Here is a 13,754-nt window from a genome sequence, read left to right as displayed (position 1 = left end):
TCATGACAGCCTCCCCGTCGCACGCCACCGCTAATGACATACACATGGCCGACGCCATGCGTCGGGCGCAACGCATACGCCTCATGATTTTTGATGTTGACGGCATCCTGACCGATGGCAGCCTGCACTTCAGCCCGGATGGCGAAGTCATGAAGACCTTCAACGTCCTTGATGGTCATGGCATCAAGCTGCTGCAGCAATCCGGCGTTGCGACGGCCATAATCAGTGCTCGCCAGTCTCCCATCGTACTCAAACGTGCGACTGACCTGGGTGTACAACATGTTTTTCAGGGCGCACACGATAAACGCGCCATCTTTGAATCGCTGTTGAACAAAACCGGCATGCAGGCGGAAGATTGCGGCTTTGTCGGTGATGACGTCATCGATCTGCCCATTCTGTTGCGCGTCGGCTTTGCTGCCAGCGTACCGAACGGTCACGCAGAAGTGCAATCGCGCGTGCACTACATCACCAGCGCTCACGGCGGTCGCGGCGCCGCACGCGAATTGTGCGACCTGATCTTGCGTGCGCAAAACAACTACGAGGCGGCGCTCGCGCCGTATCTGGCATGAAGGCAGTACGCCCGGCAAATACCATGCGGCTCGTCATTCTGGTCGTCCTGGCCGCGAGCCTTGCGCTCGGCAGCTTGTGGCTGGTCGAAGTCATGCGCCGCCAGACGGAAGACATCATGCCGGCTGCCGCACGCACCGACCCTGACTTCTACGTCGAAAAATTCAATTTCGTCCGCATGGACAAAAATGGCGCTGCTCGCTACAACGTGACTGGCACGACGATGCATCACTTTCCTGGCGATGACTCGTACCTGATCCAGAACCCGGTAGTGCACAGCTACGGCGTCGATCGTCCGCCGATGGTCAGCCGCTCCAAGCGCGCCACCATTCAGAACAACAATACCGAGGTGCACATGTATGACGATGTGCACATTGATCGTCCGGCGTCTGCCAAGGCACAACGCTTTCAGCTAACGACATCCTATTTGCTGTTATTGCCGGATGAAGATGTCATGAAGACACCCAAGCCCGTCACCCTGCAGCTTGGTGGCTCGACGCTCAATGGCGTTGGCATGGTTGCCAACAATGCCACGGGCGAGTTCAAGTTGTCTGGCGATGTCAGAGGCATGTATCAACCAGCGACAAGAAACTGACCCGCACGTTTGCGCTTACTCACCAGAGAATGATATGAATCGATTTCTGCCCGCTCTTATCCTCGTCGCCCTCTTCGCTGGCAGCGCTGCACATGCAGAAAAGGCGGATTCCACCAAGCCGACCAACGTCGAAGCCAACAAGATGGAATACGACGATGTCAAACAGATCAACACCTTCACCGGCAATGTGGTACTGACACGCGGCACAATCCGCATGACCGCAGGCCGCATGGTTGTGAGGCAGGATCCGGAAGGCTATCAGTTCGTCACACTGTACGCACCGCAAAACGGACTTGCCACATTCAAGCAACGACGCGATGGCGGTAACGATCAATGGATCGAAGGCAAGGCCGAACGCATTGAATACGACGACAAGACCGAGATCATGAAACTGTTTGTCCGCGCCAGCATGCGTCGCCTGGAAGGCAGCAAGTCGACGGACGAAGTCACAGGCGAATACATTTCCTACGATACCCGCGCCGAATTCTTCACCGTACACAACACGGCCAGCGGCTCGAGCAAGGAAGGGGGCGGACGCATCCGTGCCACCATCCAGCCACGCACCACACCACAAGGCGGGGGCAACTGATGTCGAGCAAACTGATCGTCAAAGGGCTGCAAAAAAGCTACGGCGCACGTCAGGTTGTGCGTGATGTTGGCTTGCAGGTCGAAAGCGGCGAAGTGATCGGTCTGCTGGGTCCCAACGGTGCCGGCAAGACAACGTCCTTTTACATGATCGTCGGGCTGGTACCATCGGATGCCGGCGTGATCGAACTGGATGGCGTGGACATTTCACGTCGTCCGATCCATGAGCGTGCCGTACTCGGCCTGTCTTATCTGCCTCAGGAAGCTTCCGTCTTTCGCAAGCTGAGTGTCGAGGATAATATTCGCGCTGTGCTGGAGCTGCAACACGTCAATGGCAAATCGATCAGCAAGGAACAGATCGAGCAACGTCTCGACACCTTGCTCGCCGATCTGCAGATTGAAAAACTGCGTGAGAATCAGGCCATGTCGCTGTCTGGCGGTGAACGCCGTCGTGTCGAGATCGCGCGTGCACTCGCCACCAATCCACGCTTCGTTCTGCTGGACGAACCGTTTGCCGGCGTCGATCCGATTGCCGTGATCGAGATTCAACGCATCGTGCGCTTTTTGAAAGAGCGTGGCATCGGTGTGCTGATCACCGATCACAACGTGCGCGAGACGCTTGGCATTTGTGACCGCGCCTACATCATCAACCAGGGTGCCGTGCTGGCCAGCGGGCGCCCTGACGACATCATCGAGAATGAATCGGTCCGCCGCGTTTATCTTGGTGAACACTTCCGCATGTAAAGGGAAGATCAGGACTCATGAAGCAATCTCTGCAACTCCGTGTTTCTCAGCATCTGGCATTGACGCCCCAGTTGCAGCAATCGATCCGGTTGTTACAACTGTCGACGCTCGAACTGCATCAGGAGCTGGAGCAGATCCTTGCAGAGAATCCGATGCTGGAACGTACCGACGATCCGCTCGATCATGCGACCCGCCTGCTGGCAGACGGCGCGCTGGGGGCGTCCGGCATTGCCACCGAAGGCGCCAGCCTTGAAGCAAACACCGCGCAACCCGAAAGTGAAACCAGCGGCGAGGGTAGCAGTAGCGATGGTAGTGATCCTGCAGATGGCGGCACTGAAAGCGACTGGAGCTTTGATGATGTTGCGCGCACATCCAAGGCACCGGAAGACGACGATGGTCGCCCGCAACTGGAAGCACACGAAACGACACTGCGCGAGTATTTGCTTGAGCAGGTTTCACTGACCGTACGCGAACTGCGTGATCGCGCTCTGCTTGAACTGATCATCGATGCACTGGATGACAACGGTTATCTGGAAGAGTCACTGGAAGAAATTCACGCACGCCTGCCCGAAGAACTGGAGATCGAGCCGGAAGAATTGCAAATTGCACTCAATCTGCTGCAAAGCTTTGATCCGCCCGGCGTCGGTGCACGCACGCCATCAGAATGTCTAGCATTACAGATCCGCCGCTTTCCGAAAGTGCCAATGGTCACGCGCCGTATGGCATTAGAAATCGTTGAGCAGCATCTGACCTTGTTTGCCCAGCGGGACTTCAACAAGTTGCGCAAGGCATTGAACTGTGACGATGAGGATTTGCGCGAAGCACAAGCCATCATCAAGCAATGCAATCCGCATCCCGGCGCCTCGTTTGCCAGCGATGCATCCGATTATGTTGTTCCCGATGTGATCGTCAAACGCACGCGCAATGGCTGGCAAGTCATGCTCAATCACGATGTGATGCCTCGCCTGCGCGTCAACAGCATGTATGCCAATATTCTCAAGCAGAGTAAAGGCGAAGGGACGCTGGGTTCGCAACTGCAGGAAGCAAAGTGGCTGATCAAGAATATGCGACAGCGCTTCGATACGATTCTGCGCGTTTCGCAGGCAATCGTGGAACGCCAACGCAATTTTTTCTCGCACGGTGCAGTCGCGATGCGCCCTCTTGTCTTGCGCGAAATTGCTGATACACTGGGTTTACACGAGAGCACAATTTCTCGTGTCACGACGCAGAAGTACATGCTCACACCGCACGGAATGTTTGAACTGAAATATTTCTTCGGTAGCCATGTGGCAACAGAAACCGGCGGCGAAGCATCGTCGACTGCGATCCGAGCATTGATCAAGCAACTGATAGGAGCCGAAGACCCGAAAAGTCCATTTTCAGATAGCAAGATTGCAGACATGCTGGCTGAACAGGGGATGGTGGTAGCACGGCGCACTGTCGCCAAATACCGCGAAGCCCTGAAGATTCCTCCAGTCAATCTGCGAAAATCGTTATAGATATCGTCCTTGTAGTTTCTGTTCTACCTTGCTGTGTTCACGCACTGCAACTTGGTGTGTCGAACCTCCAGTGAGTCATCATAGGAGCACTGTATGAATCTCACCATCAGCGGACATCATCTTGAATTAACCCCAGCGATCCGTGAATATGTACACGGTAAACTGGAGCGCATCAAACGCCATTTCGATCACGTCATCGACATTGCCGTGATCCTGACAGTCGACAACCTCCCAGAGAAAGAAAAGCGCCAACGAGCGGAAATCAACTTGCGAGTACGCGGCAAGGATTTGCATGCGGAAAGCATCGCCACCAATTTGTACGCGGCGATTGATACCTTGATCGACAAACTGGATCGACAAGTCATTAAATACAAAACAAAACAGCAGGATCACTCCAAAGATGCGATCAAACGCATGCCAGACGCGAGCGAGATGCTGACAAGCTGATCCGCATGCATGCAAACCGGCATCGTTCGGAAAAATAGTAAAGGGCGCCAATAGCGCCCTTTTTCATTCACATGAAAGAAAGAAGGACGTCGCCCAACGTCTTCTGTGCACAAGGCAAACTCGCTAGAATGTGCGCTTTCCTTTCTTCTTCCGCATCTCATGTCAGCAGACATTCTTGTTTCTTCCGATCATCGCCTCGCTCGCCTGACACTGAATCGGCCCGCCGCAATGAACTCCCTTTCACTGGACATGGTGCGCACGTTAGCGGCATCGCTACAAGACTGGCAAACGGATGAGAATATCCACGCGGTGTTGATCGACTCCAGCACGCCCAAGGCATTCTGCGCCGGCGGCGACATTTACTTTTTTCATGAAGTTGCTTGCGCCGGCTTACAAGGCGGCAGCGCGCTACTGGAAGATTTTTTCACCGAAGAATACACGCTCAACCATCTGATTCATCATTACAACAAGCCTTACATAGCCATTCTCGATGGCATCGTCATGGGCGGCGGCATGGGCATCACGCAGAGCAGTGCCCCCACTTGCATCCGCATCGTGACGGAACGCACACGTATGGCCATGCCTGAAGTGAAAATCGGACTCTTCCCGGATGTAGGCGGCGGCTATTTCTTGTCACATCTATCCGGGGAGATCGGTACCTATCTTGGCCTTACTGGTGAAATCATCGGTGCTGCAGATGCCTTGCACGCTGGATTGGCGCATGTGTTTGTACCCCGCAAGGCCTTACCCGATCTTGTTCGTATCCTTGGATCCGTCTCGGACCGGGATTATGCAGCCGCCATCACAGCCTTTGCCGCGCCCTATCAGACGCAAATCAGCCCCGATGAATGCGTGCTCGCCAAGCATCGTGCCGATATTGATCGTCATTTTTCGTACGACACCGTTGAGGAAATCGTGCGCTCGCTGCAAGCAGACGCCACGCCATTTGCGCAAAAGACGCTGGAGAATTTGCTGCAACGCTCCCCTTTGATGGTATCCGTCACGCTGGAACAAATTCGGCGTGCCAAGACGATGAGCATCGCTGACTGCCTGCGCATGGAGCGGACAATGGTAAGACGCTGCTTTGAACATGGCGAAGTCGTGGAAGGCATACGTGCCCTCGCGATCGACAAGGATCAGCAACCGCAATGGCGGCCTGCCTCTTTTGAGGCCGTAACAAAAGAAATGATTGCACCATTCTTCACGGCGGCATGGTCAGACTATGCACATCCATTGCGGATGCTGGCGTAACGGACACGCCAAATATCGTTCCGTTGACGCGTTAAATACGTCTTACATCTCGTCGATGAGAAACAGGCGTTTGTGTTCACGAATCGCGTATCGATCCGTCATGCCGGCAATGTAATCCGCAATTTGACGTGCCTGCATCGTTATCAACTTGGCTGAGTCCGCATGCGTGCCTGCATCCGTCACTTGATAGTCGGGTGGCAACAAGGTCGGCTCACGCATGAAGGCGTCAAACAATTCGGCAACGATGCGACGCGCCTTGCTGGTCATGCGATTGACCTGATAGTGCCGATACAGATTTTCTCTAAGAAACCGTTTAAGCAACGTCGCTTCCGCATGCATTGCATCGGAGAAGGCAATGAGCGGCTCCGCATTTCTCACGTCCGCAGCACTGTTGACGCCAGCATCCCTGATACGTTGCAAGGATGTCTGGATCAGATCCACAATCAGCGCATTAATCATGCGTCGTATTGTTTCATTGATTGCACGTCGACCGGCGATTCCCGGATACGCATGCTCCACCTCATCACGATGACGCGCGTACAAGTCGATCTCATCCAGTTGACCGGTCGTCAACAATCCAGAGCGCAATCCGTCATCGATGTCATGGTTGTTATAGGCAATTTCATCTGCCAAATTGGCAAGTTGCGCTTCCAGTGAAGGCTGCTTCTTCTCGATGAAACGCACGCCGACATCCCCCAACTTGCGCGCGTTCTTCAGAGAGCAATGTTTGAGTATGCCTTCCCGCGTTTCAAAGGTGAGATTCAATCCATCGAATGCGCCATAACGCTGTTCCAGCGCATCGACCGTACGCAGGCTCTGCAGGTTATGCTCAAAGCCGCCATAGTCCTGCATGCAGGCATTCAATGCATCCTGTCCGGCATGACCGAAAGGGGTATGGCCAAGATCATGCGCCAGCGAGATCGCCTCGACGAGATCTTCATTCAGACGCAGATTGCGCGCAATGGATCGGGCAATCTGCGCAACCTCGATGCTGTGGGTCAGACGGGTACGAAACAGATCGCCTTCATGATTAACGAATACCTGCGTCTTGTATTCGAGTCGGCGAAACGCGGTGGAGTGGATGATGCGATCGCGGTCACGCTGAAATTCCGACCGTGATGCCGGTGCAGGCTCATCGAAACGGCGGCCCTCGGACTGTGCCGAGCGTGATGCGTAGGGAGCCAGATGCGCTTCGATATCCATGCAGACCTGTGTGTTGATCAAACCGTGCAGGCCGCCAGTGTCTGCAGCAAGGTTTCTTGCGGCACGGACATGATCACCGTCGTACCCAGCGGCTTGAGCAAGATAAACTTGATTTGCCCGCCTTCATTCTTCTTGTCGACTTCCATCAGTTCGAGCCAGCGCTCATTGCCCAGATTGGGCGCCACGGTTGGCAAGCCAGCCGCCTTGACCACGGCAACAATGCGATCACGACTTGCAGCATCGATGAAACCAAGCCGGCACGACATATCGGCCGCCATCACCATGCCGCAGCCGACCGCCTCGCCATGCAACCAGACGCCATATCCCATTCCCGCCTCAATGGCATGACCGAAGGTATGCCCGAAATTGAGAATGGCACGCAACCCGCCTTCACGTTCATCTTGCCGCACGACATCAGCCTTGATTTCGCACGAGCGGCGGATCGCATAGGCCAATGCGTCTGGATCACGCGCCCGTAGTTTGGCCATGTTGGCCTCGATCCAGTCAAAGAATGGTGCGTCAATAATTGCGCCATGCTTGATGACTTCGGAAAGTCCGGCCGACAATTCGCGATCCGGCAAGGTATTCAGCGTCAAGGTATCGGCAATGACGGCTTGCGGCTGATAAAACGCGCCGATCATGTTCTTGCCAAGCGGGTGATTGATCCCCGTCTTGCCACCTACCGACGAATCGACTTGCGACAGCAGGGTGGTAGGGATCTGCACAAAAGGAACGCCGCGCATGTACGCGGAAGCCGCAAATCCCGTCATGTCGCCGATGACGCCACCACCCAGCGCGATCAGGGTTGTCTTGCGATCACATTTCTCCGCCAGCAGAACATCAAAAACCTTCATCAGGTTTTCCCAGTTCTTTTCTTCTTCACCATCAGGCAGGATGACCGATGTTACTTTTTTACCAGCAGCAGCCAAGGTGAACATCAGCTGTTCCAGATACAACGGCGCGACCACTGTGTTGGTCACGATGGCAACCCGTGATCCGGCGATCTTGTCTGCCACGATTTCTGGATTGTCCAGCAGCGACTGTCCGATGGTGATCGGGTAGCTGCGATCACCCAGATCAACCTGCAAGACTTGGGATGTGGACGGCGGGAGGGTCATGGTATTCGCTATTTGAGGCGTTTGTTGAGTTGCGGAAACCGTCGTCTCGACTTTTTGTTCCAGCTGCGACAGAATGGCATGCATCAAATATTGTACGTTAGGACGCCCGGTATCGACGACGAAGTGTGCCACTTCGTTATAAAGCGGATCTCGCACGCGCGTAAGCTCTTCCAGCGTCTTCCTTGGATCACCCTTTTGCAGAAGCGGGCGGTTTTTATCGTGGCTGGTACGTTGTAGCAGACTGTGGACACTGGCCCGCAGGTAGATAACGGTGCCACGGGTATGCAGATAAGCGCGACTTTCGGGATTGAGAATCGCACCGCCGCCGGTTGCCAAAACAATATTATCCTGCGCGGTCAGATCGCGGATCACCTCAGCCTCGCGGCGACGGAAGCTGGCTTCGCCTTCGATTTCAAAAATCAGGGGAATGGTTGCGCCGGTACGCGCTTCGATTTCATGATCCGAATCGACAAAGCGCTTGTTGAGCTTTTTGGCAAGCGCCTTGCCAACCGTTGTTTTGCCAGCCCCCATCAGGCCGACGAGAAAAATGTTTCCAGCCACTACCACACTCTTTCACACCAGACGCAGCAGCCGACATGGCGCTGCCTACATCCGGCATCCTACCTGATTGCCACCTTATCGTTGAGAATTTTAGGTGACAGGAAAATCAGCAGCTCCGTTTTCAGACGCTCTTTACCGGTAGTTTTGAACAAATTGCCAACAACCGGGATGTCGCCAATCAAAGGCACCTTGTAAATCTGATCATTGTCAGTTTGCGTAAAGATGCCGCCAATCACAACGGTCCCGCCGTTTTCGATCAACACCTGCGTACGAACATGCTTGGTATCGATGGCAAGACCGACCGGTGTATCGCGTCCCACGCTATCCTTGGTCACGTCCACATCAAGAATGACATTGCCATCCGGTGTAATTTGCGGCGTGACTTCCAGCTTCAGATTCGCCTTCTTAAAGGCAATGCTGGTCGCACCACTGCTGGTTGCTTGCTGATAAGGCAATTCCTCACCCTGTTCAATCAAGGCTTTCAACTGGTCCGCCGTGATGACACGTGGGCTGGAGATAATTTTGCCCTTGCCATCGGCTTCCAATGCCGACAATTCCAAGCCGATGAATCGTGTCGCCGCCGAATTGAACAAGGTCAAGGCGACAGAGCCTGCCGCATTGCCGCTGATTGCACCTGCCGGAAGATTGACCGCACTGTTACCGAGCGTAGGAAGAGCGCCCCCCGTACCCGCAGCGGATTGATTACCGCCCAATTGATAGCTGCCCGAACGGCTGCCGAAAGAAAGTTTGGCGCCAAGGTTACGGCTAAAGGTATCCGTCGCCTCGACGATACGGGCTTCGATCATGACCTGGCGGCTGGCGATGTCCGTTTTCTGCACAAGCGCACGGACTTCGTCGAGTTTGGAAGCAATGTCCGTGACAAACAACTGGTTGGTACGTGGATCAACCACTGCACTGCCGCGTTTGCTCAGAATGCTGCGGTTGCCACTATCGATACCAAATACCTGTTTGAACGCTTCGGCTTTCTGATAATTGAGCTGGAATGTTTCGGTACGCACGGGCTCGAGTTCAGCAATCTGTGCGCGCTGTTCCAGCTCCAGTTTCTCCTTGGTCAGCAATTCATCGCGAGGGGCAATCCACAGAACCGTGCCGTTCTTGCGCATATCCAGGCCTTTGGCCTGCATCACGATATCCAGTGCCTGATCCCATGGCACATCCTTCAAGCGCAATGTCAGGTTACCGCTGACCGTATCGCTGGTAATGATGTTGAGGCTGGTGAAATCTGCAATGACCTGCAAAACCGCACGCACATCAACATTCTGGAAATTCAGCGACAGCTTTTCACCGCGATAGTTTTGCGTGCCCATGCCAAGTCGATTCGGCTCTTCCCGAATCGGCTTGACCTCGATCACCAATTGCGTGTCACTCTGATACGCACTATGTTCCCATGCACCTTTGGGTTCGATCAGCATGCGCACATTGTCACCCTGCTGCTGCGTCGTGATGAAATCGACTGGTGTGCCGAAATCCGCCACATCCAGACGACGGCGCAATACCTGCGGCAGGCTGGCCTTGAGGAAATCGACTTCGACACGATTGCCGACCTGGCGTACATCCACCGCAATCTGGTTGCTTGGCAAGTCAATGACAACACGCCCTTCACCATTGGATCCACGACGGAAATCGATATCTCGCAAGGCTTGCGGGCTAATAGCCGTTGAGACGACTGGTTGCGGCACAGGCAAACCAGCTGCAGTCAACGGGGTCGCCGGGCCACCGGAACCTTCGATCGTCACAACGACAACATTGCCCTCTACCGTTGTCGCATAGTTCAGCGACTTCTGCATATTGAATACCAGACGCGAACGCTCTCCTGCCTGCACAACATTGACGTTACGCACATCCCCCAAACCAATCTCCTGCAATCCCTTGCCGGTCGCATTGGCGGTATCGGCAAAATCAAGGGCAATCCGTGCAGGACTGGTGATCGAAAAACCGATCGGTGGCGTCGTCACCGGATTTTTCAATGCAACTTTAACCACGACATTCGTGCCTTGCTGCGTGGAGCTGATCGACTGGATTTCGTTAGACGCCGCGAATACCGCACCACTTACCAAAGTAAGGCAGGCAAGCGCAAACGCGCGCTGCATCGTGTACAGGATGCCCTGCGTGCGGGAATAGTATTTATGCTGCGCGATCATTTTTGCATCTCCTGCAATTCAAGCTTGGCTTCACGTTCGACCCACTCGCCCGCGGCGTCCTGTACGGTTTCTTTCAAATGCACTTCGGTATCGGTGATGTTGGTCACCAGACCAATATTCTTGCCGATGTAATTGCCGACCTTGACCTGGTAAATCGTTTTATCAACCTGAATCAATGCATACCTCATGCCCGGCTTGGACAAGGTCCCCACCATGCTCAGCATGTCCAGGGGATAGCTTTCCAGCGGCTCACTGCGCCGGTCGAAATTGGGTTGAATGCCACTGCCCTTGCCGGCCTTGGCCAGAGCAATAGCGAGCTTGTTCGGACTATAGGGATCTTCGCGCCCTTTCGCGTCATAGATATAAGGCGAGAATTTTTTCGGTTCGGATAACGGTTTGACCAAAGCACGACTTTGCGCACGCGTCTGATCCATCCACTGCCGCACATCATCCGTATTGCTGCCGCCACATGCACTCAATAAAATCGCAAACGAGCATGGCAATAGAAAATGAGAGAAAGGCTTCATCATTTGCGCGCGCCTTTCTTTTGGTCTGCCGCTGCTTTACGTTGCGTGGCGATTTCTTCGTCATCCAAATAGCGGAACGTTTTCGCGACCGCATCCAAAGTTAATTCGCCTCCGCTGCCTGCGACCAAATTCAGTTTATTAAGTGTGACAATCCGGGGCAAATTCGCGATATCACTCGTAAATGCACCAACGTCGTGATAATTGCCGGTTACCTTGATTTCAATTGGCAGTTCCGCGTAGTAATCGCGCACAACAACCTGCCCCGGCTTGAATAACTGGAACTGCAATCCACGGCCCAAGCCCGCCTGATTAATATCGGAAAGCAAAGCATCCATTTCCGCTTTACTTGGCAACTGTTTCTCAAGCGTCGAGACGTACTGGTTCACTTGCTCCTTCTGCTTACGCAAAGCATCCAGATTCACCGCCTGTTGCACCTTGATCTTGTAGGCATCGCGCAAGGTCGTCTCTTCTGCTACGGCGCGATCAATTTCATCCATTTGATCGCTCCAGTACAAAAACCAACCGACTGCGATGACCGCAAATGCAACACCAATCGCACAAAGCACACGTGGAACGATGGGCCATTGTCCCGGATGCAAACCATTCAGACCGCGAAACTGCGCGCTGACGGACTCACCAATATTTTTCAGATCTGCCATGGTGTGACTCTCATATCAGGGACGCTGCGCAGCCGTTACGGCAACCGGAACATCTGCGTCAGGAGCAGCCGCGATATCACGAGGCCGACGGATTTCGACGTTGACGATGAAGTCAAACACGCGTTTGGCATCTTTGCCTTGCCCCAAACCCACGGAGCGAATTTCGATCAGGTCCGGTTTTTCAAGCCAGGGAGAACGATTGCCCAGGTTACGCAATAGCTCTGAAACACGCTCATTCGACTGCGCATATCCATTGATACGCACGCGCTGTCCGTCTTGATGAAATGATTTCAGATAGACGCCTTCCGGAACTTGCTGCGCCAATTCATCCAACAAATACACGGGCTGATTACGATCAGCCTGCAAATCCTCTACGGCCTGCTGACGCGCCTTCAATGCTTCGATGTCACGCTTGAGGCCGGCGACCTCCTTGATCTGAACATCGAGGCGCGCATTCTCGGCTCGGATAAACTGGTTACGCTGCTCTTGCGTGGAAAGGTAGCTGGCGAAATATCCGCCTACGGCGATCACGACCAATGCCCCGGCAAGCGCGCCCAGCAACATCAATGCGACAAAGGCCTGCTTGCGCAGTTTGCGTGCTTCCTCGCGGTGGGGAAGCAGATTAATCTTGATCATTGATCAAACCTCCGCATCGCCAATCCACATGCAACCAGATAGGCTGGCGCTTCTATACGGAGTTGCTTTTCACGTACATTGCTACCCAACTGCATACCCGCAAACGGACTAATCACGGAGGTCGAAATCTTGGTACGGGTGGCTACCGTCTCAACCAGTTGCGGAATGTTGGCGCAACCACCAGCCAGATAAATCTGGTCCACGCGGCTGTACGGTGTCGAGGTAAAGAAAAACTGAATCGCGCGCGTCACTTCCTGCGCAGCGTTTTCAAGAAAAGGCTCAAGGATTTCCTTTTGATAGCCATCAGGAAGATCGCCACTCTTTTTCTTGATCTCGGCTTCTTCATAAGAGAAGCCATAATTACGGACAATATCCTGTGTCAGCTGATGACCACCAAAAGGTTGCTCGCGCTCATAGATCAGTTCACCGTCCTGCAGGATCGATACATGCATCACGTTGGTGCCAATCTGGAACGCGGCAAGAATCTGGCCTTTGCCGATTTTTTGACGTGCGATGCGATCTATGGCTGCGCGTGCTGCATAAGATTCGATATCCATCACAGTCGGCTTCAGCCCTGCCGCCTCCGCAACGGCAACACGGTCTTCGACTTTTTCCTTGCGGGTGGCGGCCAGCATCACATCCACATCATCCGGCGAATTCTCGACAGGGCCGATCACATCGAAATCCAGACGAACTTCGTCAAGCGCAAACGGGATGTACTGGCTTGCCTCGGTTTCCACCTGCAATTCCAGATTTTCTTCAGAAAGATTACTTGGGAGGGTGATTTTCTTGGTGATGACAGAAGCCGGCGGCATGCCCATGGCAACCAGCTTGACGCGTGTTCCGCTTTTCCTCCAGGCGCGTGCAATCGCATCCGACACCTGATCGATGTTCTCGATGTTGCCATCGACCACTGCCCCTCGTGGCAGCGGCTCTGAAGCAAAACACTCGAGCTTCAGACTTTTCCCGGCTTCCGACAACTCAACCAGCTTCACACCAGAGCTGCTGATATCAAGACCGATCAACGGCGGGCTTTTCCGACCGAACAAGGCGCCAAAATCAAAGGCCAAGTTGTTTCTCCCTGAATCGTCTTAATAGATGGAACGCAACGCTTTTTGATTTGTCGAAAAATTCAACCTGAATTACGTGGTCAAAAATTAGCAAAAAGCGTTTAAAAACTGATAATTAGCATGCCTTTGT

14 protein-coding genes are annotated in these 13,754 nt (G+C 53.9%); 7 read left to right on the top strand and 7 right to left on the bottom strand.

Translation table 11 applies throughout. The features are described from left to right. The first annotated feature begins 2 nt into the window (after positions 1 to 2). The 7 genes from IEV29_RS10185 (at position 3) to IEV29_RS10155 (ending at position 5,688) form a co-directional block, all read left to right on the top strand. On the top strand, positions 3 to 569 hold the full coding sequence (locus tag IEV29_RS10185; RefSeq protein ID WP_229726345.1) for a KdsC family phosphatase: 567 nt from the start codon (positions 3 to 5) through the stop codon (positions 567 to 569). Further along, positions 566 to 1,162, top strand: coding sequence for an LPS export ABC transporter periplasmic protein LptC (gene lptC, locus IEV29_RS10180; protein ID WP_188381203.1), 597 nt, complete (start codon positions 566 to 568; stop codon positions 1,160 to 1,162). The genes IEV29_RS10185 and lptC overlap by 4 nt, the downstream gene beginning before the upstream one ends. A gap of 34 nt (positions 1,163 to 1,196) precedes the next feature. After that, on the top strand, positions 1,197 to 1,751 hold the full coding sequence (lptA, locus tag IEV29_RS10175) for a lipopolysaccharide transport periplasmic protein LptA (protein WP_188381202.1): 555 nt from the start codon (positions 1,197 to 1,199) through the stop codon (positions 1,749 to 1,751). Further along, positions 1,751 to 2,491 (top strand): LPS export ABC transporter ATP-binding protein, encoded by a 741-nt coding sequence (gene lptB, locus IEV29_RS10170; RefSeq protein ID WP_188381201.1) that lies wholly within the window; start codon positions 1,751 to 1,753, stop codon positions 2,489 to 2,491. Before lptA ends, lptB begins: the two co-directional genes overlap by 1 nt. Before the next feature lie 17 nt (positions 2,492 to 2,508). Next, positions 2,509 to 3,990: an RNA polymerase factor sigma-54 gene (locus IEV29_RS10165; RefSeq protein WP_188381200.1), complete on the top strand. Its 1,482-nt coding sequence runs from the start codon at positions 2,509 to 2,511 to the stop codon at positions 3,988 to 3,990. Between the two features lie 93 nt (positions 3,991 to 4,083). Beyond that, complete coding sequence (gene hpf, locus IEV29_RS10160) at positions 4,084 to 4,437, top strand: ribosome hibernation-promoting factor, HPF/YfiA family (protein ID WP_188381199.1); 354 nt, start codon at positions 4,084 to 4,086, stop codon at positions 4,435 to 4,437. A 159-nt stretch (positions 4,438 to 4,596) separates the two neighbouring features. Next, the gene (locus IEV29_RS10155; RefSeq protein WP_188381198.1) at positions 4,597 to 5,688 is read left to right on the top strand and encodes an enoyl-CoA hydratase/isomerase family protein; all 1,092 of its coding nucleotides are present in this window, start codon (positions 4,597 to 4,599) and stop codon (positions 5,686 to 5,688) included. 42 nt (positions 5,689 to 5,730) lie between these two features. Here IEV29_RS10155 and IEV29_RS10150 read toward each other — a convergent pair whose 3' ends face one another. From IEV29_RS10150 to IEV29_RS10120, 7 genes are read right to left on the bottom strand one after another with little or no spacing between them, the layout of a single operon-like run. Then, positions 5,731 to 6,891, bottom strand: coding sequence for a deoxyguanosinetriphosphate triphosphohydrolase (locus tag IEV29_RS10150; RefSeq protein WP_188381197.1), 1,161 nt, complete (start codon positions 6,889 to 6,891; stop codon positions 5,731 to 5,733). Positions 6,892 to 6,908: 17 nt separating this feature from the next. Beyond that, positions 6,909 to 8,570 carry a bifunctional shikimate kinase/3-dehydroquinate synthase AroKB gene (gene aroKB / locus IEV29_RS10145; RefSeq protein ID WP_188381196.1) on the bottom strand — a complete coding sequence of 554 codons (1,662 nt, stop codon included), beginning with the start codon at positions 8,568 to 8,570 and terminating at the stop codon, positions 6,909 to 6,911. A 59-nt stretch (positions 8,571 to 8,629) separates the two neighbouring features. Continuing rightward, a complete protein-coding gene (locus IEV29_RS10140) occupies positions 8,630 to 10,732 on the bottom strand; it encodes a type IV pilus secretin PilQ (RefSeq protein ID WP_229726344.1) in 2,103 nt (700 codons plus the stop codon). Beyond that, positions 10,729 to 11,262 carry a pilus assembly protein PilP gene (locus tag IEV29_RS10135; protein ID WP_308632722.1) on the bottom strand — a complete coding sequence of 178 codons (534 nt, stop codon included), beginning with the start codon at positions 11,260 to 11,262 and terminating at the stop codon, positions 10,729 to 10,731. Before IEV29_RS10135 ends, IEV29_RS10140 begins: the two co-directional genes overlap by 4 nt. Next, positions 11,259 to 11,918 (bottom strand): type IV pilus inner membrane component PilO, encoded by a 660-nt coding sequence (locus tag IEV29_RS10130; protein WP_188381195.1) that lies wholly within the window; start codon positions 11,916 to 11,918, stop codon positions 11,259 to 11,261. Before IEV29_RS10130 ends, IEV29_RS10135 begins: the two co-directional genes overlap by 4 nt. A 15-nt stretch (positions 11,919 to 11,933) precedes the next feature. After that, on the bottom strand, positions 11,934 to 12,554 hold the full coding sequence (locus IEV29_RS10125; RefSeq protein WP_188381194.1) for a PilN domain-containing protein: 621 nt from the start codon (positions 12,552 to 12,554) through the stop codon (positions 11,934 to 11,936). Next, positions 12,551 to 13,624 carry a pilus assembly protein PilM gene (locus IEV29_RS10120; RefSeq protein ID WP_188381193.1) on the bottom strand — a complete coding sequence of 358 codons (1,074 nt, stop codon included), beginning with the start codon at positions 13,622 to 13,624 and terminating at the stop codon, positions 12,551 to 12,553. The genes IEV29_RS10125 and IEV29_RS10120 overlap by 4 nt, the downstream gene beginning before the upstream one ends. Positions 13,625 to 13,754 lie beyond the last annotated feature (130 nt).

Origin of the sequence: Oxalicibacterium faecigallinarum, assembly GCF_014635705.1 — a bacterium.
GTDB classification, from domain to species: Bacteria; Pseudomonadota; Gammaproteobacteria; order Burkholderiales; family Burkholderiaceae_D; genus Oxalicibacterium; species Oxalicibacterium faecigallinarum.
The sequence above is the reverse complement of the archived record's forward strand: the minus strand, read 5'-3'. Positions and strand labels throughout refer to the sequence as shown.

Bases quoted from the DNA above. Each gene is read 5' to 3' on its own strand.
- IEV29_RS10185 (WP_229726345.1), top strand. From the start codon at position 3: ATGACAGCCTCCCCGTCGCACGCCACCGCTAATGACATACACATGGCC.
- lptC (WP_188381203.1), top strand. From the start codon at position 566: ATGAAGGCAGTACGCCCGGCAAATACCATGCGGCTCGTCATTCTGGTC.
- lptA (WP_188381202.1), top strand. From the start codon at position 1,197: ATGAATCGATTTCTGCCCGCTCTTATCCTCGTCGCCCTCTTCGCTGGC.
- lptB (WP_188381201.1), top strand. From the start codon at position 1,751: ATGTCGAGCAAACTGATCGTCAAAGGGCTGCAAAAAAGCTACGGCGCA.
- IEV29_RS10165 (WP_188381200.1), top strand. From the start codon at position 2,509: ATGAAGCAATCTCTGCAACTCCGTGTTTCTCAGCATCTGGCATTGACG.
- hpf (WP_188381199.1), top strand. From the start codon at position 4,084: ATGAATCTCACCATCAGCGGACATCATCTTGAATTAACCCCAGCGATC.
- IEV29_RS10155 (WP_188381198.1), top strand. From the start codon at position 4,597: ATGTCAGCAGACATTCTTGTTTCTTCCGATCATCGCCTCGCTCGCCTG.
- IEV29_RS10150 (WP_188381197.1), bottom strand. From the start codon at position 6,891: ATGGATATCGAAGCGCATCTGGCTCCCTACGCATCACGCTCGGCACAG.
- IEV29_RS10140 (WP_229726344.1), bottom strand. From the start codon at position 10,732: ATGATCGCGCAGCATAAATACTATTCCCGCACGCAGGGCATCCTGTAC.
- IEV29_RS10135 (WP_308632722.1), bottom strand. From the start codon at position 11,262: ATGATGAAGCCTTTCTCTCATTTTCTATTGCCATGCTCGTTTGCGATT.
- IEV29_RS10130 (WP_188381195.1), bottom strand. From the start codon at position 11,918: ATGGCAGATCTGAAAAATATTGGTGAGTCCGTCAGCGCGCAGTTTCGC.
- IEV29_RS10125 (WP_188381194.1), bottom strand. From the start codon at position 12,554: ATGATCAAGATTAATCTGCTTCCCCACCGCGAGGAAGCACGCAAACTG.